Genomic DNA, 21,195 nt, shown 5'->3' with positions numbered 1-21,195 from the left:
GGGATGCGGCGGCTTGTAGAGCGTGCCCGAAACGAAGCAGGGCAGAGTACCCGTTTCAGGGGGAATCTCGGCGTCCACAGCAAGATTCTTGCTGCCATCGGGATTATCCGTCACGGTTCCTTCGAGGTCACCAAAGCAGTTACCAAGAGTAATGGTTTCCACTCTCAGACCCTCGATCGTAAGCACGCCGCCGACGAGGGTGTAATCATGCGGATTGCTGGTAATATCCAGCGCCGCACAGTTCGGTTCGGGCGGACCAATGTTGACCACAGCCTTGCCCGGATAAGCCGGATCGTACAAATCTACAGACGCAGTACAGTTCAAAGCGATTCCCTTAAAGACATCGACCGTACCAGTGTAAGTTCCCGCCTGCGCAGGCGTAACGCCAACAGCGAATGCAGAGCTCATCATTGCCATAGCGGCAAAAGCAGATGTAAATTTCCTCATATTAATATCCTTTCTCATTAAGTTATTGTTAATTGAAAGTATTAATCGTGAATTTTTACATGCGTCTATAAATACATCTCCTCCTTTCAGGAAAATATCCCATACAACAAAAAACTAAAATCTTACAGATCCACTAAATCCGATTATGCGCGGATCCGGAGTAAATACATTTGTTGTAAGACCATTATCATCGCTATTTACGAAATACCCGGTTATAGGGGTCTTCTTGAAAAGATTCTTGATATAAAATTGAAATGCAAGATCAGATTCAGAACGTGCCAGAGTTATCGCAACATTGACGTTATCCCATGCCCGAAGCCTGTCGAACGCAGTATTGTAAACCCGGCCATAACTTTTTGACTGGCGATAATAGTCGCCACGGAATGTCAGTTCCCAATCACCCCCTTCGAGAAAGAAGGTATATTGCGCACCGATATTTGCAGTAAGGCGCGGAGCATTGGGCAGTTCATTGCCGGTCAAATCAGCGTAAAAACCTCGACCGCCATTCGGCGCGCCGCTTGTTGCGCCCTTCCAGGCATCGGGATTGGCGGCATCGTAAGGAGCAATCACGCCCACCTTCGTCGGATCATAGGGCGCCAGCGGATTATAGGTGACGCCGTAGAGCCGCCAGAAATCAGGCCCGTTGGCCCTCCTGTCCGGCTCATAGCTGCCAAGACGATCGGCTCCCGGACAGAGCGCCGAAAGCGCAACAGCCCCCCCGCCCCTCGACAAAATCTGTTCAACCACGGCGACCGGCGCGATGCAGTTCGACGGAACCTGCAACCAGGGGCGCAATACGACCCAGTCGGGATCCCCCTGCGTCCGGTTCATCACGTCGATCGACTGCGATCCCTTGCCCAACCGGGTTCGGAGATAGCCCAGATTGCCATCGACGCGGAAAGCCCGCGAGGGACGCCAAGCCGCCTCGAACTCGAGACCCCAGCTTGTCGCATCGAAATTCTCGTTATAGGCGATGCGGTCGACGATCTGCGACACCTGATAATCTTTATAGTCATAGAAGAATCCGGTCGCGTTCAATGTAAAACGCCCACCATCGAAGCTATTCTTCATGCCGATTTCAAAAGCATTGACATATTCAGGCCTGAAGGTTTGAGGCAGGAATTGAAATTGTACGACGTTCGGATTGAAATCGATGCGGGGAGGATTTGTACCGCCGCCTTTATATCCGCGCGATATCGACGCGTAGATAAGGCTATCGTCGGTGAAGCCCAGATCCGGCTTCCAGTCGAGAACGGCTCGTCCGGTAAAGCGCCCCCATGATTGCACAATGTCATCCATGGCCGGATAACCGCTGTTTACTTTTCCGCCCGTGATATCGCCGATGAAATCAGGCCCAGATGGATTATTTATCCCGCCCCCCAGTAACAACTGGCTGGGAATCTGATCGGCACGTTTCCTGTCCTTCGTATAGCGAGCGCCGAGAGTTAGCTTAAGCTCGTCATTTATATTCCAATACACTTCTCCAAAGCTCGCCCATGATTTGATACGGACGCCATTTTGACTCAGAAAATAATTGTGACCGAGATTGTTCAGACTATCGATAGGATTCGGATCGACATATGGACATTCCCTGCTCTCGTTTCCTAGCTCGCAAGGAAGAAGGTCAATCCCCGGAACACTTCCCGGGCCGATCGGAGGCCTTCTATTATATTGCAGTTGTGCAATAAGCGTGAACATGTTGTTGAAAACGTAATAGTCATCCTGAGACTTGAAATCGAGGTAATTGGCACCGACGAGGAAATTGACCGGACCATCAAAGCTGGACTGAAGGCGGAATTCCTGAGACCATTGCCTGTTTCTGGATCGACTTAGGTCAGCCGAGACCATACGATCGGAACAACCCAGTTGCGGATCGCAGAACACTCCTCCGGGCGTCGGCCCAGGATAAAGCTCGTTATTTATCAGCCTGTTGCCAAGATAGAGATTGGGCTGCGCCGAATCCTCGAATAGCGGCTCGGTAAGAAAACGATTATAATCCTGTGACGAATAGAAGCGGTCACGCGAATATGCCGTCTGCGAAATGAACTGCAGCGTATCCGACGGATCGAACTCCAGATTCAACTGGACGACATCATTCTTTGCGCGAAAAACCGGATCATAGTTTGACGAAATCTCTCGCAAATTTCGTGACTGGGTAACCCCCGCAAGCGGGTCGGTCAGTTTCACCACGTTCAAAACCCGATTGGGCCTGCCCGGCTCTCTGAGCGTGCCGACATTCATGCCCGTGCTCGGATGATAAAGGTAAACCAGCGCCGGACCGTTAGGCGTACCGAACGCTGCATCATCATAGAGCGATCCCGGCAGGCAGCCCTGACCTATGCGCGCGCGAAGCGCAGGATCGGCAATCGTGACGTTACCGATTTTTTCTGCCCCCGGATCGGTGGTACACAATTGCTTGCTCGATCGGGCCCGATTGTCGTCTTCCTCGAAATGCTGCCAGATCACATTGGCGCGAAAACGATCACTGGGCTCCCACGCAAGTGTAGCGCGCGTAGACCACAGGTCGCGGCCATTTATACGGGTCTGAAAAAAACTGTTATAATCATAACCGTCGCGCTTGGTCATGATGCCTGCGACGCGAACCCCCAGCGTATCGCCCAAAGGAACGTTGAGCATGCCACTCAGGCGACGCGTCGAATAATTTCCGACCTCTCCCTTTATTTCGCCGCCGAAGTCCCGTTCGGGAAGCGCGGGAATCATGTTCACCACACCCGCTGTCGCGTTCCGGCCATAAAGCGTGCCTTGAGGGCCACGCAGCACTTCGATGCGCTGCAGATCAAAGAATTCGGCTTCGAACAGGCGATTGCGGACCAGAGGGGTCGAGTTGAAACTCACCGCAACCGCCGGATCGCTGGAAGCTGAAATCGACTGTGTCCCGACCCCGCGGATCGAAAAATTATACATGCTGAAATTGGTCTTGGAGAAGCTGACGTTGGGAACCGCGCGCAGCAGTTCCGATCCACCCTCGATCTTTCGATCATCGAGCGCATCGCCCGACAAGGCCGTCATCGCGATCGGCACGTCGGTGATCTTCTCTTCCTTCCTCTGCGCCGTCACGATGATTTCGTTGCCGTCGCTGATCTCGCTGGCCAATGCCGCAGGCGCAGCCGCGACCGGCGCGGCGCTTGCCGTCTCAACGGGAGCCAGCGCGATCTTTCGCGCCGCGCTGATGACGAAAATCTTTCCGTCGCGACGATAGGTCAGCCCCGTTCCGCGGAGCAGTTCACGGAGCGCTTCCTCGGCTCCCACGCTGTTCCGCAGCGCCTCGCTGCGCTTGCCTCGCACCGCCTTGCCGTCGAAGATGACCTGCACGCCCGACGCGCGCGCGAAGGCGCGTAGCGCAGTGCCAAGATCCTGTGCCGGAATATCGAACTGATGGATCTGGCGCGCTTCAGCCTGCGCCGGCGCCGACATGGCGACGAGCGCACCGAGCGCAAGACTCGACAACAAATAACGACGTTTTGACATACCCTCTCCCTCTATACGAGGGATCGTTATTGCTGCCCCTCCGTCATAAAGACGAATCAGCGGCCTATTTACGCCCCTGATTCTTTTCCTGATCTGTTTTTTCTTCTGTATCTTTCGAATTTGCCGTCTTGATAATGACTTGACCGTCTACTTCGCGCGCGGCGAGCGGATAGAGCGACGTCAGGCCCTTGACGAAACTGTCGGTGTCCCCCGCCTCGAACACGCCATTGACGAGACGGCGGCCGGCGGCGGCATCGCCGATGACGATCGGCGACGCGGCGTAGCGGTTCATCCGCTCGACCGCGTCAGCCAGCGGCATGTCGACGAAATCGACCTGCCCGCCTTCCCAGCCAAGCGAGCGCCCCGCATCGACCGGCAGGATCTCTGCGGCCCCCGACGACAGGCTGGCGACCAGTTCCTGCCCGGGCGAAAGCTGCGTCGTCGCCTGCGTGACCGGTCGGCGCGTCCTGATATGGCGCGCGGCCGCCGCGCGCGGGACGACTGCGACCTGCCCTTCGAAAAGCAGCACGCGAAGCTGGTCCTTCAGCAGCTCGACGCTGAAGCTCGTGCCGATCGCCACCACCGACTGCGTCCCGGCGGTCACGGTGAAGGGCCGGAGCGGATCCTTGGCGACATCGAACTTGGCGCGCCCCCGGTCGAGCACGATCGCGCGCCGCTCGTCGGTGAAGGACACCGACATCTGGCTGGCGGCGTCGAGCGAGACGCTCGACCCGTCGTCGAGCCGGACGATCCGCCGCTCGCCCACGTCGGTGGAATATACGTCCGCCGCCTTGCTCCAGTACCAGGTTCCGATGCCGGCCGTCAGCGCAAAAGCTGCCATCGCCGCGAAAGCGTGGCGGCGCGTCGGGAAGGACATTTCGCCCTGCCGCCGCGCCTTTTCCATCGAGGTCAAAGCCTTGGCGCGAAGCGACAGAAAGCCGGGCATTTCGGCGATGGCGTCGGTTCCGTGCCACACAGCCACCATCTGCTCGAAATGCTGCGCATTCTGCTCGTCGGCGGCCAGCCATGCATCGAAAGCCTGCTGCTCGCTCACGGTCAGCGGCCGATCGGCGATGCGCAGGCACCAGGTGGCCGCCTGCTCCTCGCGTTCGGCACCACGATCATTGTCGTTATGCGGGGCCATCATGTCCGCCGCTCCATCCGGCGGGCAAGAAAGACCAGCGCGCGTGAAATATGCTTGTCGACCGTGCGGAGGTGAAATCCGAAATTGTCGGCGATCGTCTGCTTCGGAATATTCTCTACCCGGTACAATATGAAAATCTGCTGCGTGGGCTCAGGCAGCGCCTGGATCGCTGCCCACAGGACCGAAATGGATTCGCGCGCCGAAACGATCCGGAAAGGATCGAAGCCGTCGATCCCCGCGCTGCCGTCGCTTCTTACCGCGTCCGCGAAATTCCGGCGCACGCGGTCGTGGCGCGACCGATCTGTTACAAGATTGGCGGCAATCCGAAAAATATAGGCAGCACTCGTCTCTTCGCTGTTCCCTTGCGCGTTCAATAGCCGCAAAAAAACCTCCTGAGTCATGTCTTCGGCTTCCGCGAGGCTGGCAACACGGCGGGAGAAAAAGGCGATAAGCGGCGGCCGGAATTTCCGGGTCAACCGCTCCAGTTCGGAGACGGGTTCCGCTGTCACGCCTCTCCCTTTATTTTTTTGCCTCAGACCTAAAACGGTTCTCGGGACGAAATGCGCCCCTTTTTTTGGCAAAAAGGGTTTCTGCAAAACCCATCCTATCGGCACTGCGATCGATTGGTAGCAAGTTCGGTTGCAGAATGGATGCGTTGCTCGTCTTCCTCGAGTGGCATGGTACGGACCTGTCATCCGGCATGCAGGGGACTGCCGCTATCCCCGGAACGCAGGGTCAACCGTTAAGACGCGCATCATCCGCCATGGCGTCATAGGGGTTCATTGCCGGTGCGCCGAAGTAGAAACCCTGCGCCTGCGGGCATCCCTCATCGAGCAGCATCTGGCGCTGAGCCTCCGTCTCTACGCCCTCGGCGACGATCGGCATGTTGAAGCTGCGTCCGAGCCCCACGATCGCACGCACGATCGAGCGCGCAGCCTCGTCATCCGAGATCGACGACACGAAGCTCTTGTCGATCTTGATCTTGTCGAAGGGAAAGGCTTTCAGATTGCTCAGCGACGAATAGCCGGTACCGAAATCGTCCATCGCGATGCGAACGCCCATCGCACGGATTTCGTGCAGCACCTTCAGGGCGCCCTGCCGGTTGCGCATGAACGCCGTCTCGGTGATCTCCAGTTCCAGCCGATGCGCATCCAGCCCCGTTTGCTGAAGGGCGTCGCGAACGACCTGCGGCAGGTTGGGCACCTGGAATTGTACGGTGGAGACATTGACCGCGACCGAAAGGTTGGACGGCCAGCCGGCGGCAACCGCGCACGCCTCGCGCAGCACCCATTCGCCGATCGGAACGATCGCGCCGATCTCCTCGGCGACCGGGATGAAGAAATCAGGCGGGACCTCGCCGCGCTCGGGATGATCCCAGCGCAGCAATGCCTCATAGCCGATAATCGAATTGAACGCGGTCGCCACGAGCGGCTGAAATACCAGCCGAAGCTGGCCGCGCGGAATGGCGTGGCGCAGGTCGTGCTCCAGCATCCGGCGTTCGCGCGCCAGCTCGTCCATCTCCTGATCGAAGAAGGCCGCATTGCCGCGGCCGTTGTTCTTCGCGCGGTAAAGCGCGGTGTCGGCGTTCTGCTGCAGGGTTTCTGCATCCTGCCCGTCCTGCGGATAAAAGGCGACGCCGATGCTCGCCCCGACAGCCATCGGGTCCCGGTTCACGTCCATCTCGCTTGCCAGCGTATGCAGGATACGATTGGCAAGCTTGCGCGCGTCGTCGGCGCTCGACGCACCACGCTGGATGACGAGAAACTCGTCGCCGCCGATGCGCGCGACCAGGTCATCGCCGCGCATCGAGGATTCGAGAATGGCGGCGACACGGCGCAATATGTCGTCGCCGGCGCCATGACCGAAGATGTCGTTGACCGCCTTGAAGCGGTCGAGATCGAGCGCGAGAAGCGCAAAGGGCTCATCCGCATCGATCGCCTTGTCCAGCGCGCGCATGAAATGAGAACGGTTGGCAAGATTGGTGAGCGGATCGTGGGATGCCATATGCTCGATCTCCCGCTGCGCGCGCTTGCGGTCCGACAAGTCGCGAACGGCAAGGACGTCACAGCTCCGGCCGCGATATTCGATGGCATGCGCCGTCACTTCGAAAATCTGGTCGTCGTCGGCGCAGCCCCGGACGCGCGCTTCGGTCGAGTGCCCGTCGGCCAGTTCGAACGCGCGGCCTTCGGCGGTGAGCAACCAGTCCGAAGGCGCGCTGCCGATCAGGGCGCCGCCGCTGACGCCGATCAGTTTGCCCAGCCGCTTGTTTACCTCGATGATCCGTCCCTCGCTGACGATCGCTATCCCTTCGAGCGTCGCATCCGCCAGCCCCAGCGCATCGGTCAGCCAGCGATCGATGAAAGTCCCGGCGACGGCGAGCGCGATCAGCACCAGCGTCGCGAGCACGACGGCGGTTACCAACCACTGGCGACTCATTGCGGCCGCGCCGTCGGTCGCCTGCGTGGGATCGGGCACCAGCGTCGTCACGGACATGACGGTGAAATGGAGAACGACGATCGACAACACCGCGGGCACCGCCGGCAACAGGATCTTGCGCCAGCCATCGGTCGCCGCGAAGGTGAGGAAGGCGCCGGCGAACAGAAGCGCGGACAGAAGCAACGCAGCAACGATCGGCAAAGGCTCGAAAGTCAGACGCACCGGCGCCACGATCGAAGCGATGCCGGTAAAATGCATCGCCGCGATGCCCAGCGCGGCGCCGACGCCCGCCAGCAGGCAGCGACCCGGGCGGGGTGAGCGTCCCAGCCAGCCGATCACTCCCCAGAAGACCGCGATCGCTATGGCCACTGACAGAAGGGTGAGCCCGATATCGAAGCTGATCGGCATGCCGCCGTCATAGGCGAGCATGGCGATGAAATGGGTCGCCCAGACGGCCATACCCTCGGCAATGGCGGCGACGAGCAACCAATGCCCGCGCCGCGCCTGGACACAGGAGGCGGCGCGCCGGAGAAGAATGAAAAGTCCGATATTTCCGAGGAGGCAAACCAGCGCCGCAACCAGAACGAACCGATAGTCATGCTGCTGCATGACGCACTCGAGCACCCTGAACATCAGGTGATTCCCCCTGTATCCTGGTCCCTCGAAACCTGGTTAGGCCGGAATGGTAAATTTTGTTGTTCATGAACCGCGGGCCGGCACATTCGCGGTCTTGCGACGCTCTCGTAGCGGACGAGCCTTCTAGACCATCAACCGCAAGAGATCGGGGATCGTCGCGGTCGCGAAACCGATCGCGCTGTCCGAAATGCCATAGGGGATGAAAAGCTCCCCGCCGACCTTCAACGCGCCGCAGGTATAGACGACGTTGGGAACATAGCCTTCCCGGTCGCTTTCGGCGGCCGAAAGGATCGGGCAGGCCGTCCGGCCGAGCACGCGCGAGGGGTCGTCGCGGTCGAGCAGCGCCGCACCCAGACTGTATTTTCGCATCGCCCCGACGCCGTGGGTCAGCAAGATCCATCCCTCGTCGCATTCGATCGGGCTGCCGCAATTCCCCATCTGGACGAATTCCCAAGGGAAGGCGGGACCAAGCAAGGGCGTGCCCTCGCTATCCCAGTCGGTAAGCGTGTCCGAGGACAAGAGAGTGACATTCTTGCCATCCTGACGGCCGATCATCAGAAAACGTCCACCGATCTTGCGCGGAAAAAGCGCCATGCCCTTGTTGCGCGCCGCACGGCCCGAGAGCGGCTCAAGGCAGAAGCTCGCGAAGTCCTTGGTCCGTAGCAGCTCGGAACGGATGGAGTGACCCGAATACGCCGTATAGGTTCCGAGATACTCCCTGCTGTCGTCGTCGTGTGTGAACTGGACGAGCCGCAAGTCTTCGAGCCCGTTACGCTGCGCCTCGGTCACCGGGAACAGCACGCTGTTCGAAATCGGGCTGCCGGGCTGGCGATGCACCATCGTCGCGCCTTCGGGTCCAAGATCGTGCCGGTCGTCGGGCACCCCGGCCATGGCTGGCCCCGACTGGGGCCACAGCCGGAAATCGCCGTCGGGGCCGATGATCCCCTCGCGGAAGGCGACCGAACTGATATGCCCCTCCCCCACCGCGCGCATCGACATGACGAAACGTTGCTGCCGGTGGCCAAGCCCGCTCTGGTCGGGGTGCGGCACGATGCTGGGGTTCATCAGCGCAGCAGCGGCATAGCTGTATTCATGGCAGAAATAGGCACCGATCAGCCGCCGTTTGACCGGCGACACCGCGGTTTCGTCGAGTTCCAGATCTTCGGCGATCTCTGCAAAACGATCGTCGAAAATACGCCCGATCTGCCAGTGCCGTTCCGAAAAATCCTTCCAGACCGCGTCGAGCTCCAGCCCGGCCTCATCCTCGTCGAGGCGCAGGATATCCCGGACCAGCAACACGGTCCGCGACGTCTCCGACACGCTTTCCTGCCATGCGAGGTGAAACGGCCGCAGGACTACCCGTGATGGGTCAGCGATCAGCTTTTCCCGCAGGATACGCAGCGGTGATTGCTCTGGTCTGCAGTTCAGCATGGGCGATTTCTACATCCTCTCTGGCGCCCCCCGGAGCAGAATAGGGGCTCCATCACGCGATAGGCAAGGCGGAATGCCAGCGTCGATTGTTCGACGGTTCAAGTTGACGCTTTGCGGGATCAGCCCGTCGCAACAGCACTTCGTCGGGATGGCGCAACCGGTCCGCGGCCACCTCGGCATCGAGGCGGCGCATCCGAACAGGCCCGGTCGACGCTCGGCAAATTCCATCATCGCCCGCCGGGCGGCGAGAGTTGGTGCGACGTCATCCTGCGCGCGCGGTCGCTGATCGACACGGTCTCGCTTCATTATGCGGTCGCCGCGTGATGATCGTGGCGCACCAGATGGTCGTACTATGCCTTCGCACGATCATCGAGAATCCGGGGGAAAAGGAAATTCTCGCGATCGACAGGAAGGCCGACGTCGCCAATTGCGCGATTCCCGAATATCGTTTCCACCCCGAAGTCGGCTGCGATGGCACGCTGGTTCTCTCGCGCTACAATGTGACTACGCCTTGGCCTTTCGGTCAGCGATCGGGCGACGTCCTCGCCGGATTGATCGCGGGGCTCGGCGCGCAAGGCCTTTCGCCGCTTGCAGCCAGTGCATGGGGCATATGACTCCACGGCGAGGCGGGGCGTTCTAGCGTAGCCGGCGCGGCCCTGCCTCATGCGACCCATTGCCGCGCATCCTTGTGCCAGTCCTCTATCGATTTTTCGGGATAGAGATCGAACGTCGCGTCGTCGGGCCCGATATCGGGCACGACCCACGAGGCCTTGTATTTGAGCATCAGATGCACGCGCGATGGCGCGACGGGAAGTTCGGTATCGATCGCGCTGGCGAAAGGATGAATCAGATCGGGCCACGACGGATCAAAGAGCCACAGCCCCGATCCGCATCGGGTGCAGAAACGGCGCTCGCCGCTGGATAATTCGCACGACGCGTGCTCGTCATCCTCGATCCGGGCACGGTACAAGCCCAGCGTGCTACCGCCTTCGACCCGCAGGGAAGACGTCACCGCCGCAAGATTGATCGCGTAGCCGCCACCGCCTTGCTGCTTGCGGCAGATCGAGCAGTAGCAAAGCTGATATGGCACCGGTGTGTGGCTACTGACAGAGAAACGGACTCTGGCGCATCGACACGATCCTTCAAGAAGAACGGGCACGTCTGAAACTCCCGCGCTGGAATTTAACCCTCGATCACAATGCGGACGGTCAGGCGATGCTCGCCCCCGTCATCGACCAGATCAATGCGGATGCCTTTCTCGCGGATTATCATATCGGGATCATCGCTGATCAGGCTGCCGCCATAACGAACCGCTTCGCGCCGCGCGGCGTCGATATCGGGAAGGTCCATGCCATCCTCGTCCCGGTGCGGCGATCCGTTCGTCGTATGGAAGAAATAGTGCGGCATTTCACTCTCCAGACCTTGTCGCGCCGACCATTGCTCAAACCCCCGAGAAATTGCTTCGATGCAGATAAGTTGACGAAAAACTTGATATTTGTGCCAACTTCGGAAAGTTGAGGATCGTCAGCGAACGCGACGGCCTGCCGATCGCGCCGACCTGTTCCAGCTGCCGCAGCATCCGGTTGATATGGACCGGCGTGAGGCCGAGAAGATCGGCCAGCTGTTCCTGCGTCAACGGAACCTCGAAGTTTCCGGTGTGCTCGATCGCGATCTCGTTCACGCGGTCGTGGAGTTCGCAGAGCAAATGCGCGAGACGCGCGAGCGCATTGCGGCGACCGATGTTGAGCAGCCACTCACGGCTGATCGACGCCTCGATCAATATATCGACCAGTACGGCGCGCGCGATGCCCCCGCGGGTGACGGTCAACTCTTCGATCGCCTTCAGCGGAACCAGCGCAAGAGAGGCGGGCGTCAGCGCGCGAACGTCATGGTCGGCGATGTGCAGGAAGATCGACTGGAAATCGAGCGCGTCACCCGGCATCTTGAGCGCAACGATCTGGCGACCACCGTCCGCCGCCACCTTTTGCCGATAGACGAAACCCGACAGCAGGACCGGGCATATTTCGGCCCGGTCGCCCTCGCGCAAAATCGAATCGCCGGTTTCGACGCGTTTTATGCTGTGCGGAAGCGCGGCAATCGCCTGCTGGTCGGATGTGGACAGGCGGCTGTGATTGAGCAGCTTCCTGATCAGGATGCTGAGCGGACCGTGCCCCATGCGCTTGGCATGTTCGTCCATCCAGTGAGTTGAAGGCATAGCGTCGCGTAGCATCCTGTCGTCATTTGCCGCCCGCCTCCTTCAAACGAGGAACAGACAGCGCGGTTCCACAGCAAGCGCTTACGGTTGCGCCGCCGGCATCAATTCGGATGTCGAATGGAGCTGCCAGAGATTGAACGTCGTCTTCGTCATGCGGGCGAGGACCCGCTCACCCTCCCACAACGTCACATTGATGCCGTCGGTCTCGTTTCGCGCGATCTGGAAGGCATGATCAGGCCCCTCGGCCTGAAAGTCGATACGCCTCGGTTGAACCGAGCCGACATCGTCGATAATCAGATAAAAGGCACGCATGGCCACTCCTCCTGTCGGGAGCGCGCGCCACCGGGCCCTCGGCGTTTTATCGATCGGCCGGCCGCAAGAAACGGGACTGCGGCATTATGCTGAACCACGAGAAGCCGATCTGGTGGAACCGCAGTCGTCAGAGCGATACTACACGAGTCCCGCGTGACCGCTCTAACATAGATCAGCCGCGAAATGGTTTGGGATCGATCCCGTGCCGCTGCATCTTGTCATACAGTGTCTTTCGCGGAATGCCGAGCCGCGCCATGGTTTCGGCGATATTGCCCTGCGTTTGCGTAAGGGTATCGTTGATGATCGTCGCCTCGAAGCGGCCAACCCGCTCGGCCAGCGAGGCATCGGCCGGCATCGACGACAGGCCGGGATCCGACGGCAGGTCGAGCACGACGCTGTAAGCGAAATTCTTGAGTTCGCGAACATTGCCCGGCCAGTCGTGCTCGACGAGATGGCGGCGCACGCCGTCGCCGATCTGGAAAGCCTTCAGTCCCATCTTTGCCGCCGCTTCGTCGAGGAAATAGGCAAAAGTCTGCGGAATGTCGCCGCGGCGCTCGCGTAGCGGCGGAATGCGCAATTTCACGACATGGAGGCGGTAATAGAGGTCCTCGCGAAACGCACCCGCGCGCACCGCATCCATCAGATCGGTCTTGGTCGCGGCCACGACGCGCAGGTCAACGGGCTCGGGCGCGCTTGCGCCGATCGGCTGGACCTCGCGTTCCTCGATCACGCGCAGCAGCTTTGCCTGCACTGCGCCGTGCATCGTATCGATCTCGTCGAGGAAGAGCGTGCCGCGATGCGCGCTGCGGATACGCCCGGCCTGCCCGAGCTTGCCGGTCGCACGGTCGAGAAGGTCGCTGCCGAACAGCTCCGCCTCGGCAAGTTCCTGCGGCAGCGCGGCGCAATTGACCGCAACGAGCGACGCCGCGCTGCGCCGGCTCTGGCGGTGAAGCATGTGCGCGACGAGTTCCTTGCCCGTCCCCGTCTCGCCCTCGATCAGCACATCGATATCAGCCTGCGCAAGTTGCGCGATCGTCTCGCGAAGCCGCAGCATCGCGGAGCTTTCGCCGATGAGCGGGCTGTCGATCGCCGCTGCCGCGGCGGTCAGCCGGCGATTGTCGAGGATCAGCGCGCGGTGTGCGAGCGCCCGGCGCGCGACACCAACCAGATGATCCGAAGCGAAGGGCTTGGCGAGAAAGTCGAACGCGCCGTCGTGCAGCGCGCGAACCGCCATCGCGACGTCGGCGTGACCGGTGATCAGGATAACGGGAATACCGGGGTCGATCGCATGGATTGCCGCGCGCAGTTCGAGTCCGTCCATTCCAGGCATGCGGATGTCGGTGACGACAATACCCGGAAAGTCGGCGGAGATGCGGCGAAGGACACCGCTGGCTTCGGAGAAGGTTTCGACCGCAAGCCCCGCGAGGTCGAGCGTCTGGGCATTCGCCTCGCGCAGCACCGCATCGTCATCGACGAAAAAGATCGTCTGGTCGCCGGTGAAAAAGCTCATGCCGGCCTCAATGTCAGGCGAAACCCCGCACCACCAAGCGGCGATGCAACAAGCGACAGCGAACCTCCGAATTCGCCCATGATGTCGCTGGCGATCGCGAGCCCGAGGCCAAGCCCGTCGGGGCGGCCCGTGACGAAGGGTGTGAAAAGCTGGGGCAAGAGTTCGGCAGGAACCCCCGGCCCGTTATCGCAGACATCGATATGAACCGGATCGCTGCCATGGGCGCGGAGCTGGATGCGGGGATCCGCGACCTCCTGCACCGCCTCGGCGGCATTTTGCAGCAGGTTGACGAGCACCTGTTCGAGCCGCACGCGATCGGCATGAACGGTGACGCCGGGCACCTCGATCGCGATGTCCAGCGCAACGCCCTGCGCGCGAAGGCGATCGCCGATCAGAAGGTTGGTACCATCGATTGCCGATCCGAGGGGCACGGACCCGAGCGGAGTTGGTTTCCGCCGCGCGAAGTTGCGCAGTTCGTTGGTGATCGCACCGACACGCGCGGTAAGCTCCACGATAGTATCGAGATTGCCGCGCGCCTTGTCGGGCTGTTCGCGTTCGAGATACCGCAGGCTGTTTTCGGCGAAGGTACGGATCGCGGCAAGCGGCTGATTGATCTCGTGCGCAACACCGGTGGTAATCTGGCCGATCGAGCCGAGCCGGTTAGCCTGCGCCAGATCCTCGCGCGCGGCGCGATAACGGCGGTCGGTTTCGGCCTGACGCTCGGCCGCCTGCTGCAACCCGGCATTGGCGTCGCGCAAATCCTGCGTCCGCGCGGCGACTTCGCGTTCGAGCGCCTCGTGCGCCGACTGCCGCAGCACCTGCCGTTCGACGAGACGCAAAAGCGCGAGGATCGTCGCGCCGACGAGGATCAGCAAGACCAGAAAGAGGACGCGCGCGGTCGCATGTGCGCTGTCGCGCGCAGGCTGCGCCGGCTGCAGGACGTGCAGTTCGCTGCCGGGAAGCGACACGCGCTGGACCGCCTGGCGGTACAGCCGGTCGGGACCTGTGGCCACGACGCGGAGATCGCCGTCGGTCGCTCCCGTTGTCAGCGGCGCAAGCGCCGCGTCACCATAGCTGCGCGTCCCGCGAAGGCGTTGCTGCGCGGCATTCGAGATCGGCCCGAACGACCGGAAGCGCCACGCAGGCTGGCTCGTCATGATCACGATCCCCGCATCGTCGGTCACCAAGGTCGCGGCCGGCGAATCGGCCCATTTCGCTTCGAGCTTGTCGAACTCGACCTTGACGACGATCACCCCGAGCGGCCGGTCCGCGACATCGACGCGGCGCGCAAGGTAAAGCCCCGGCCGCCCGCTGACGGTGCCGAGTGCGAAGAGCTCCGCCTGTCCGCGCTGCATCGCATCGCGGAAATAGGGGCGGAAGCGGTAATCTTCGCCGACGAAGCTCGTGTCGACACGCCAGTTGCTCGCTGCGATCGTCTTGCCGTCACCACCGATGACATAGATGACCGCGGCATCGGTGCGCGCCGCGAGCTGTTCGAGTTCCCGGTCGAGACGACGGGACGCCTCCGCGCTTTTATCGGCAAGCGCGAGGCGGACGTCGGGGAATTCGGCGAGGACGCGTGGAAGCAGGCGGAATTTCTGCAGTTCGCTTTCGAGCAGGCTCGCATGGGCTCGCGCGTTCTGCCGCGCGTCGAGATCGGCGCCTGCACGCGCATGCCCGGTCGCCCATCCCGACAAGCCAAGCGCGGCGATGAGGAGAATCAAGCCCCCGACGATCGTCGCATCAAGCAGTCGCCGCCGGTCGGTGCGGTGCTGGACAATCTGCGAATCGACGGAACGTAGCATGTGCGAAATATCGCACATTATCGAAGCATTGCATGCGGAATTTCGCACAGAATATGTCATCGCCAGAACCCGGGCTAATAATAACATATATTTATCAATAATATAGCGTGAAACCTCGTTAATTTGACCGCCGATCCCGGCCTCTTCTATTTTCTGCCCAAGGCCAATCGACGGCCATGCAACGCGTTGAACCGGACGCCGGATAAAGGGAGAGGGCTGGTGGCAGCCACGATCGATATGAACGCGGCACACACGCCGGCAAAGCCACGGCCATGGTGGTCGCACCTCTATGTGCAGGTCCTCGCAGCGATCCTCGGCGGCGTCCTGCTCGGCCATTTCTGGCCCGAAGCCGGCGTCAAGCTGCAGCCGCTCGGCAAGGCCTTCATCGACCTCGTAAAGATGATCATCGCGCCGGTGATCTTCCTGACCGTCTCGACCGGCATTGCGTCGGTCGGCGAAGGCAAGGCGCTCGGACGCCTGACCGCGAAAACCTTCGCCTATTTCCTCTTCTTTTCAACGCTCGCGCTGATCATCGGGCTCATCGTCGCCAATGTGATACAACCGGGCGCCGGGATGAATATCGACCCGCGCACGCTCGATCCCGGCGCGGTCGCCAAGATTGCCGAATATGATGCGAAGGCACATGACACGTCGCTGGTCGGCTTCCTGCTGGCGATCATTCCCACGACCTTCGTCTCCGCGCTGACGTCGGGGTCGATCCTGCAGGCCTTGTTCGCGGCGATCCTTTTCGGTGTGGCCTTGTCGCACACGGGCGCCGCTGGTGCGCAGGTGCTCGGGATGCTCGAAAAGCTTTCAAGCGTCTTCTTCTATCTCGTCGGGATGCTGATGCGCCTCGCCCCCGTCGGTGCCTTCGGTGCGATGGCCTTCACCATCGGTGAATATGGCGTCGAATCGCTCGTCAATCTGGGCGCGCTGATCGCGACCTTCTATCTCACCTCGATCCTCTTCGTGGTGGTCGTCCTCGGCACGATGGCGCGGCTGTGCGGCTTTTCGATCTTCCGGCTAATCGCCTATCTAAAGGCCGAACTGCTGCTCGTCCTCGGAACATCCTCGTCCGAGGCGGCATTGCCCAGCCTGATGGAAAAGCTCGAAAGAGCGGGCTGTGCCAAGCCGGTGGTCGGCATGGTCGTCCCGACCGGCTACAGCTTCAACCTCGACGGCACGAACATCTACATGACGCTGGCGGCGCTGTTCGTCGCGCAGGCGACGGGCGTCGACCTCAGCCTTGGCGACCAGATTGCGTTGCTGCTCGTTGCGATGGTGAGTTCGAAAGGCGCCGCCGGCGTCACGGGCGCGGGCTTCATAACACTCGCGGCGACGCTGACCGCGGTGCCCACCGTACCCGTCGCGGGCCTCGCGCTGATCCTCGGCATCGATCGCTTCATGAGCGAGTGCCGCGCGCTCACCAATTTCATCGGCAACGCGCTCGCCGCGATCGTCGTCGCGATATGGGAAAAGGCGCTCGACCGGGACGCGCTCGACCGCGCTCTCGCCGGCAAGCCCCCGAGGGAGCTCGCTGCACCGCCAATCGAACAGGACATGGATTGAGCCCGGCACGCCGGCCGATGGACAGAACAGACAAGACATGGGGAGTGAGACAATGATTTCGACGAAAGCCCGCTGGGCTCGACACAGCAGCCGTGCCGTACTGGCCCTCGCCGGGATGGGCGCCTTGACCACACCGCTCGCCGCGCAGGAAGCGCCAGCGGAAACCGCCGCCGCAGCACCGGGCGAAGATGCCATCGTCGTGACCGGCAGCCGCATCGCGCGCGAAACCTACGACACGCCCACGCCGGTAATCGGGGTTTCGTCCGAAGATCTGGTCGAATCAGGCGACAGCGAACTCAGCGAGACGCTCGCCGACCTGCCTCAACTGTCGTCGACCACCAATGATTCGACGGTCACCGGAAACACGCAGAATTCGGGGCTCAGCTCGATCGAGCTCCGCAATCTCGGCGCGAACCGCACGCTCGTCCTTGTCGATGGTCGCCGGACGGTGTCGAATTCGGGGATCAGCAATCTCGTCAGCCTGTCGACGATCCCCAGCGATTTCATCGACCGGGTCGAGATCATCACCGGCGGCGCGTCGTCGGTCTATGGATCGGACGCAGTGGCGGGTGTGGTCAACATCATCACCAAGAAAAACGAACGCGGGCTGACGCTGCGTGCGCGCACCGGCATCACCTCGCAGGGCGACGGACAGGAACTCACGCTCGGCGCGACCTGGGGCACGCGTTTCGCCGACGATCGCGGTTACTTTCTCGTCAGCGGCACCTACGACCGCGACTGGGGCATCCGCGCCGTCGACCGCGAATGGGCGGTGCGGCCCGTAGCCTATGGCTATGATTTCGAAAACGGCATCAACCAGTTCGAGGGTGTCTATCTGAATGCCGACGGCGCGCCGACCAGCGGCTCGCGACCCGCCTCCGAATTCCCGCCGCTCGCGATGAGCGATCTCAGTTCCTTCATTCCCGGCGGGGTCTTTTCAGGCGCGAACTCGTCGCGCGACCGCTTCTATCGAAACGGCGTACTCGTGCCGCTCGGTCCCGATGTGCAGACCGGGCGCCCCGTCCCCATCGGCACGACCGACAACGGCAACACCGGATACTTTCTGCCGAACCGCGACGGGTACAACCAGCGCACCGGCCGTTCGCTGATCCTGCCGCGCACGCGCTATCTCGCCGCAGCCAAGCTCGACTATGAATTTTCCGATGCCCTCGAGGGCTTTGCACAAATTCAATATTCGCGCATTGAATCGGGCGAAACGCGCGAGGCGATCGGGATCGGCTGGGATTCGACCTTCCCGGTCACCGACCCGCTCACCGGCGTCACGAGCGAGACTGAATATGGCAAGATCCCGTGCCGCCGCGCTCCCGGACCGTGCAATCCCTTCGTGCCGCCCGAATTGCGCGGCAACGAAACGCCGTCGACCGGTGCCGGCATCGCATGGGACCGCCGCTTCGACGAAGTCGGCGGGCAGATCACCGAAAACAAGCGCGAAACGATCCGTAGCTGGGTCGGCCTGCGCGGCAAGATTTCGGACAGCTGGAACTGGGAAGCCAGCTTCGGTTACGGCCAGTACAAGCAGGACCAGTGGCGCCGGAACGAAATCAACGGCCTCAACCTGATCCAGGCGCTCAATTCCGAGATGGGCCCTGACGGCCCCCGCTGCGTCGACGCCGATGCCCGCGCCGCGGGCTGTGTCGCAATCGACCTGTTCGGCGAGGGATCGATAACCCCGGACATGGCGAACTGGATCCGTGCCGATCTCCATCAGGATCTGACGATCCGCCAATATACCGGCCAGGCCTTCGTCACCGGTGAGTTGTTTCAGCTTCCGGCCGGACCGGTCGGAGCCGCCTTCGGTATCGACTATCGCAAGGACAGCCAGCAGCTTAGCGGCGACATCCTGTCGCAGACCGGCGGCACGACGGGCAACGCCGTACCCAATTTCGGCGGCTCGATCCGCGCGCTCGAAGGATATGGCGAAGTCAGCGTGCCACTGCTCCGCGATGCGCCCGGCGCCTATCTGCTCAGCGTCGATGCCTCGGCGCGCGTTGCCGATTACAGCATCGACAATGTCGGCACCGTGTTCAGCTGGCGCGGCGGGGTCCAATATACACCGATCCCCGATATCCGTTTCCGCGCCCAGTTCGCGCGGGCCCAGCGTGCGCCCGACATCGCCGAGCTCTATTCACCTCCGCGCGGCAATTTCGAGGCGGCGAACGACCTGTGCGACGGCGTGACCCCGACGACCGCGGGGCGCATCGCCGCCGGCTGCCGCCTCGCCCCCGGCATCCAGGCGCTGTTCGCGCAACAGGCGGCCGACGGCGCAACCCAGCGCTATACGCAGGCGGGTAACAGCCTTTACAGCCCCAACGGCGGCAACCTCGACCTCAAGGAAGAAACCGCCGACACGCTGACGCTCGGCGCCGTCCTCGCGCCGCGCTTCGTGCCCGGGCTCACGATCGCGGTCGATTATTACGACATCCGCATCAAGGACGCGATCGACGCCTATTCGAACCGCGACATCCAGCTGCAATGCTACGATACCGACGTGTCGCAGGCGGATAATCCCTTCTGCGCCGATATCACCCGCAACGCCAACAACGGGCAGATCGTCGAACTGGTGCAGCGGCAGGTCAATCTCGCGCGCTTCGACACCCAAGGGATCGATGTCGCCTTCAACTATCGCTTCCGCCTTGACGATGCGCTCGGCATTCCCGGCCGCTTCGACCTGCGCTACGACGGAACGCATGTGCTGAAGCAGAAGGTCCAGTTCCAGGGGATCGACGGCACCGTCACCAACGACCTCGCCGGCGACCTTGCCGAGGGCAGCTTCAAATATCGCGCGCGCGGTTCGCTGAGCTGGCGCCTCGACAATTTCCGCATCCGCTGGACCACGACCTATTACGGCAAGATCAACGACAGCAATTCGCTGCGCGATCAATATGCCGCTCTCCTCGAAACCAATCCGAATGCCGAGGTACCGATCTTCCTCAACATCGGCGACGTGTGGGAACATGACCTGTTCCTGTCGTTCGACCTCGATACAGGGGGCAAGGAATTCCGCCTCTACGGCGGGGTGAACAATCTGTTCAATTCGATCAGTCCCTTCCTGCCGAGCGGAACCGAGAGCGGGCGATTGACCAACCAGAACGGTGTCTATGATATTGCCGGTCGCCGCTTCTATGTCGGCGCGACGGTGAAATTCTGATGCGGTCGATGAAATCACGAGCTTCGGGTCGCCTATCCACTGGGCTCCTGAAGGCCATGTCGGGAGCGGTGCTGATGATGCTGGCAGGGTGCGCGCCCGGCCAGGCCGTTGCCAGCACCGCCCCGCATGGTGAAACCGCGCTGCAAAAGAAACTTTTCGAGGCAGGCGTACAGCGGTTCATCTTCGACGGGTGGGCCGGTCCGGCCTTTCCCGTCTGGACCTATCGTTCCGCCGACACCCCCGCCGACGCGCCGATCCTGTTCGTCTTTCACGGGGTACAGCGCGACGCCGACAAATATATCGGCGAGTGGATCGACCTCGCGCGTGCGCGAAAGATCGTGCTGATCGTCCCCGAATATGACCGCAAGGCCTTTCCCGGGGTCGCCGCCTACAGCCATGGCTGGTTCACCGAAAAAGACGGCAGCGCGCGCGCGCCCGAAAAATGGTCCTTCGCAACCGTCGAGCCGATTTTCGCCGAGGTCCGCAAGCGCGAGAAGCTGACCGCCGAGACCTATGCACTCTACGGCCATTCTGGTGGCGCACAGTTCGTCCATCGTTACGTCCTCGCAGGCGGCGGTCCGCACCTTGCGCGCGCGGTGTCGGCGAATGCCGGTTCCTATGCGATGACCGATCCCGCCATACGCTGGCCGTTCGGGATTGCCGGCCTTCCACCCGGTCTCTGGAATCCGGCCAAGGCCTTTGCGCTTCCGATGACGGTGCTGCTCGGCACCGACGACATCGATCCCGATTATCCGAGCCTTCCCCGCCAGCCCGAAGCAATGGCGCAGGGTCCCTTTCGCCTGGCGCGCGGCGAGGCTTTTTACGCGCGCGCGCGCTCCCGCGCCTTAGCCGACAAGGTGCCGTTCAACTGGGGTTGCACACTCGTCCCGCGTGTCGGGCACGACAACGGGGGGATGGCGCCAGTGGCCATCCGTATCCTGTTCGGCGACGCGAGACCTCAGCCCGGCGCAGATTGCAGCCCCCTCCCCTAAGAGCTCTTGGGAATGAGCTGAAAAAGCTGTAGATTGCCTG

Annotated in this window: 16 protein-coding genes; 4 read left to right on the top strand and 12 right to left on the bottom strand. The window is 61.7% G+C overall.

The window, feature by feature from the left end; all coding sequences use genetic code 11:
• The 6 genes from VN047_RS09715 to VN047_RS09690 form a co-directional block, all read right to left on the bottom strand.
• Positions 1–447, bottom strand: a 447-nt coding sequence (locus tag VN047_RS09715) for a hypothetical protein (protein WP_325542150.1), incomplete at its 3' end; no start/stop codon positions are given.
• A 114-nt stretch (positions 448–561) separates the two neighbouring features.
• Positions 562–3,936 (bottom strand): TonB-dependent receptor domain-containing protein, encoded by a 3,375-nt coding sequence (locus tag VN047_RS09710; RefSeq protein WP_325542148.1) that lies wholly within the window; start codon positions 3,934–3,936, stop codon positions 562–564.
• 64 nt (positions 3,937–4,000) lie between these two features.
• Complete coding sequence (locus tag VN047_RS09705) at positions 4,001–5,083, bottom strand: FecR family protein (RefSeq protein WP_325542147.1); 1,083 nt, start codon at positions 5,081–5,083, stop codon at positions 4,001–4,003.
• The gene (locus VN047_RS09700; RefSeq protein WP_325542145.1) at positions 5,080–5,676 is read right to left on the bottom strand and encodes an RNA polymerase sigma factor; all 597 of its coding nucleotides are present in this window, start codon (positions 5,674–5,676) and stop codon (positions 5,080–5,082) included. Before VN047_RS09700 ends, VN047_RS09705 begins: the two co-directional genes overlap by 4 nt.
• 139 nt (positions 5,677–5,815) lie before the next feature.
• Complete coding sequence (locus VN047_RS09695; RefSeq protein WP_325542143.1) at positions 5,816–8,149, bottom strand: bifunctional diguanylate cyclase/phosphodiesterase; 2,334 nt, start codon at positions 8,147–8,149, stop codon at positions 5,816–5,818.
• Positions 8,150–8,275: 126 nt separating this feature from the next.
• Entirely contained in the window at positions 8,276–9,472 is a 1,197-nt protein-coding gene (locus VN047_RS09690; RefSeq protein ID WP_325542141.1) for a glycoside hydrolase family 130 protein, read from the bottom strand.
• A 431-nt stretch (positions 9,473–9,903) separates the two neighbouring features.
• Between VN047_RS09690 and VN047_RS09685 the strand changes: the two genes are divergently transcribed.
• A complete protein-coding gene (locus tag VN047_RS09685) occupies positions 9,904–10,197 on the top strand; it encodes a hypothetical protein (RefSeq protein WP_325542140.1) in 294 nt (97 codons plus the stop codon).
• 47 nt (positions 10,198–10,244) lie between these two features.
• Here the strand turns inward: VN047_RS09685 and VN047_RS09680 are convergent, their stop codons facing one another.
• The 6 genes from VN047_RS09680 to VN047_RS09655 form a co-directional block, all read right to left on the bottom strand.
• The gene (locus VN047_RS09680; protein ID WP_325542138.1) at positions 10,245–10,673 is read right to left on the bottom strand and encodes a GFA family protein; all 429 of its coding nucleotides are present in this window, start codon (positions 10,671–10,673) and stop codon (positions 10,245–10,247) included.
• Between the two features lie 92 nt (positions 10,674–10,765).
• A complete protein-coding gene (locus VN047_RS09675) occupies positions 10,766–10,990 on the bottom strand; it encodes a DUF6894 family protein (RefSeq protein WP_325542136.1) in 225 nt (74 codons plus the stop codon).
• A 34-nt stretch (positions 10,991–11,024) separates the two neighbouring features.
• Positions 11,025–11,813 (bottom strand): Crp/Fnr family transcriptional regulator, encoded by a 789-nt coding sequence (locus tag VN047_RS09670; RefSeq protein ID WP_325542134.1) that lies wholly within the window; start codon positions 11,811–11,813, stop codon positions 11,025–11,027.
• A gap of 66 nt (positions 11,814–11,879) precedes the next feature.
• Positions 11,880–12,110 carry a hypothetical protein gene (locus VN047_RS09665; protein ID WP_325542133.1) on the bottom strand — a complete coding sequence of 77 codons (231 nt, stop codon included), beginning with the start codon at positions 12,108–12,110 and terminating at the stop codon, positions 11,880–11,882.
• A 172-nt stretch (positions 12,111–12,282) separates the two neighbouring features.
• Positions 12,283–13,620 (bottom strand): sigma-54 dependent transcriptional regulator, encoded by a 1,338-nt coding sequence (locus VN047_RS09660; RefSeq protein ID WP_325542131.1) that lies wholly within the window; start codon positions 13,618–13,620, stop codon positions 12,283–12,285.
• Positions 13,617–15,425 (bottom strand): sensor histidine kinase, encoded by a 1,809-nt coding sequence (locus VN047_RS09655; RefSeq protein WP_325542129.1) that lies wholly within the window; start codon positions 15,423–15,425, stop codon positions 13,617–13,619. Before VN047_RS09655 ends, VN047_RS09660 begins: the two co-directional genes overlap by 4 nt.
• 237 nt (positions 15,426–15,662) lie before the next feature.
• Between VN047_RS09655 and VN047_RS09650 the strand changes: the two genes are divergently transcribed.
• From VN047_RS09650 to VN047_RS09640, 3 genes are all read left to right on the top strand, one after another.
• Positions 15,663–16,994, top strand: a complete 1,332-nt coding sequence (locus VN047_RS09650) for a dicarboxylate/amino acid:cation symporter (RefSeq protein WP_325542153.1) — start codon at positions 15,663–15,665, stop codon at positions 16,992–16,994.
• Between the two features lie 52 nt (positions 16,995–17,046).
• Positions 17,047–20,163, top strand: a complete 3,117-nt coding sequence (locus tag VN047_RS09645; protein WP_325542127.1) for a TonB-dependent receptor plug domain-containing protein — start codon at positions 17,047–17,049, stop codon at positions 20,161–20,163.
• Positions 20,164–20,237: 74 nt separating this feature from the next.
• Positions 20,238–21,155, top strand: coding sequence for a hypothetical protein (locus VN047_RS09640; RefSeq protein ID WP_325542125.1), 918 nt, complete (start codon positions 20,238–20,240; stop codon positions 21,153–21,155).
• The last annotated feature ends 40 nt before the right edge of the window (positions 21,156–21,195 follow it).

Origin of the sequence: Sphingopyxis sp. (genome assembly GCF_035565275.1) — a bacterium.
In the GTDB taxonomy this organism is placed as follows: Bacteria; Pseudomonadota; Alphaproteobacteria; order Sphingomonadales; family Sphingomonadaceae; genus Sphingopyxis.
Note: the sequence above shows the minus strand (reverse complement) of the source record. Positions and strands in the feature narration are given on the sequence as shown.

Coding starts and splice junctions, on each gene's coding strand:
- VN047_RS09710 (WP_325542148.1), bottom strand. CDS start 3,936: ATGTCAAAACGTCGTTATTTGTTGTCGAGTCTTGCGCTCGGTGCGCTC.
- VN047_RS09705 (WP_325542147.1), bottom strand. CDS start 5,083: ATGATGGCCCCGCATAACGACAATGATCGTGGTGCCGAACGCGAGGAG.
- VN047_RS09695 (WP_325542143.1), bottom strand. CDS start 8,149: ATGTTCAGGGTGCTCGAGTGCGTCATGCAGCAGCATGACTATCGGTTC.
- VN047_RS09675 (WP_325542136.1), bottom strand. CDS start 10,990: ATGCCGCACTATTTCTTCCATACGACGAACGGATCGCCGCACCGGGAC.
- VN047_RS09670 (WP_325542134.1), bottom strand. CDS start 11,813: ATGCTACGCGACGCTATGCCTTCAACTCACTGGATGGACGAACATGCC.
- VN047_RS09665 (WP_325542133.1), bottom strand. CDS start 12,110: ATGCGTGCCTTTTATCTGATTATCGACGATGTCGGCTCGGTTCAACCG.
- VN047_RS09660 (WP_325542131.1), bottom strand. CDS start 13,620: ATGAGCTTTTTCACCGGCGACCAGACGATCTTTTTCGTCGATGACGAT.
- VN047_RS09655 (WP_325542129.1), bottom strand. CDS start 15,425: ATGCTACGTTCCGTCGATTCGCAGATTGTCCAGCACCGCACCGACCGG.
- VN047_RS09650 (WP_325542153.1), top strand. CDS start 15,663: ATGAACGCGGCACACACGCCGGCAAAGCCACGGCCATGGTGGTCGCAC.
- VN047_RS09645 (WP_325542127.1), top strand. CDS start 17,047: ATGATTTCGACGAAAGCCCGCTGGGCTCGACACAGCAGCCGTGCCGTA.
- VN047_RS09640 (WP_325542125.1), top strand. CDS start 20,238: ATGATGCTGGCAGGGTGCGCGCCCGGCCAGGCCGTTGCCAGCACCGCC.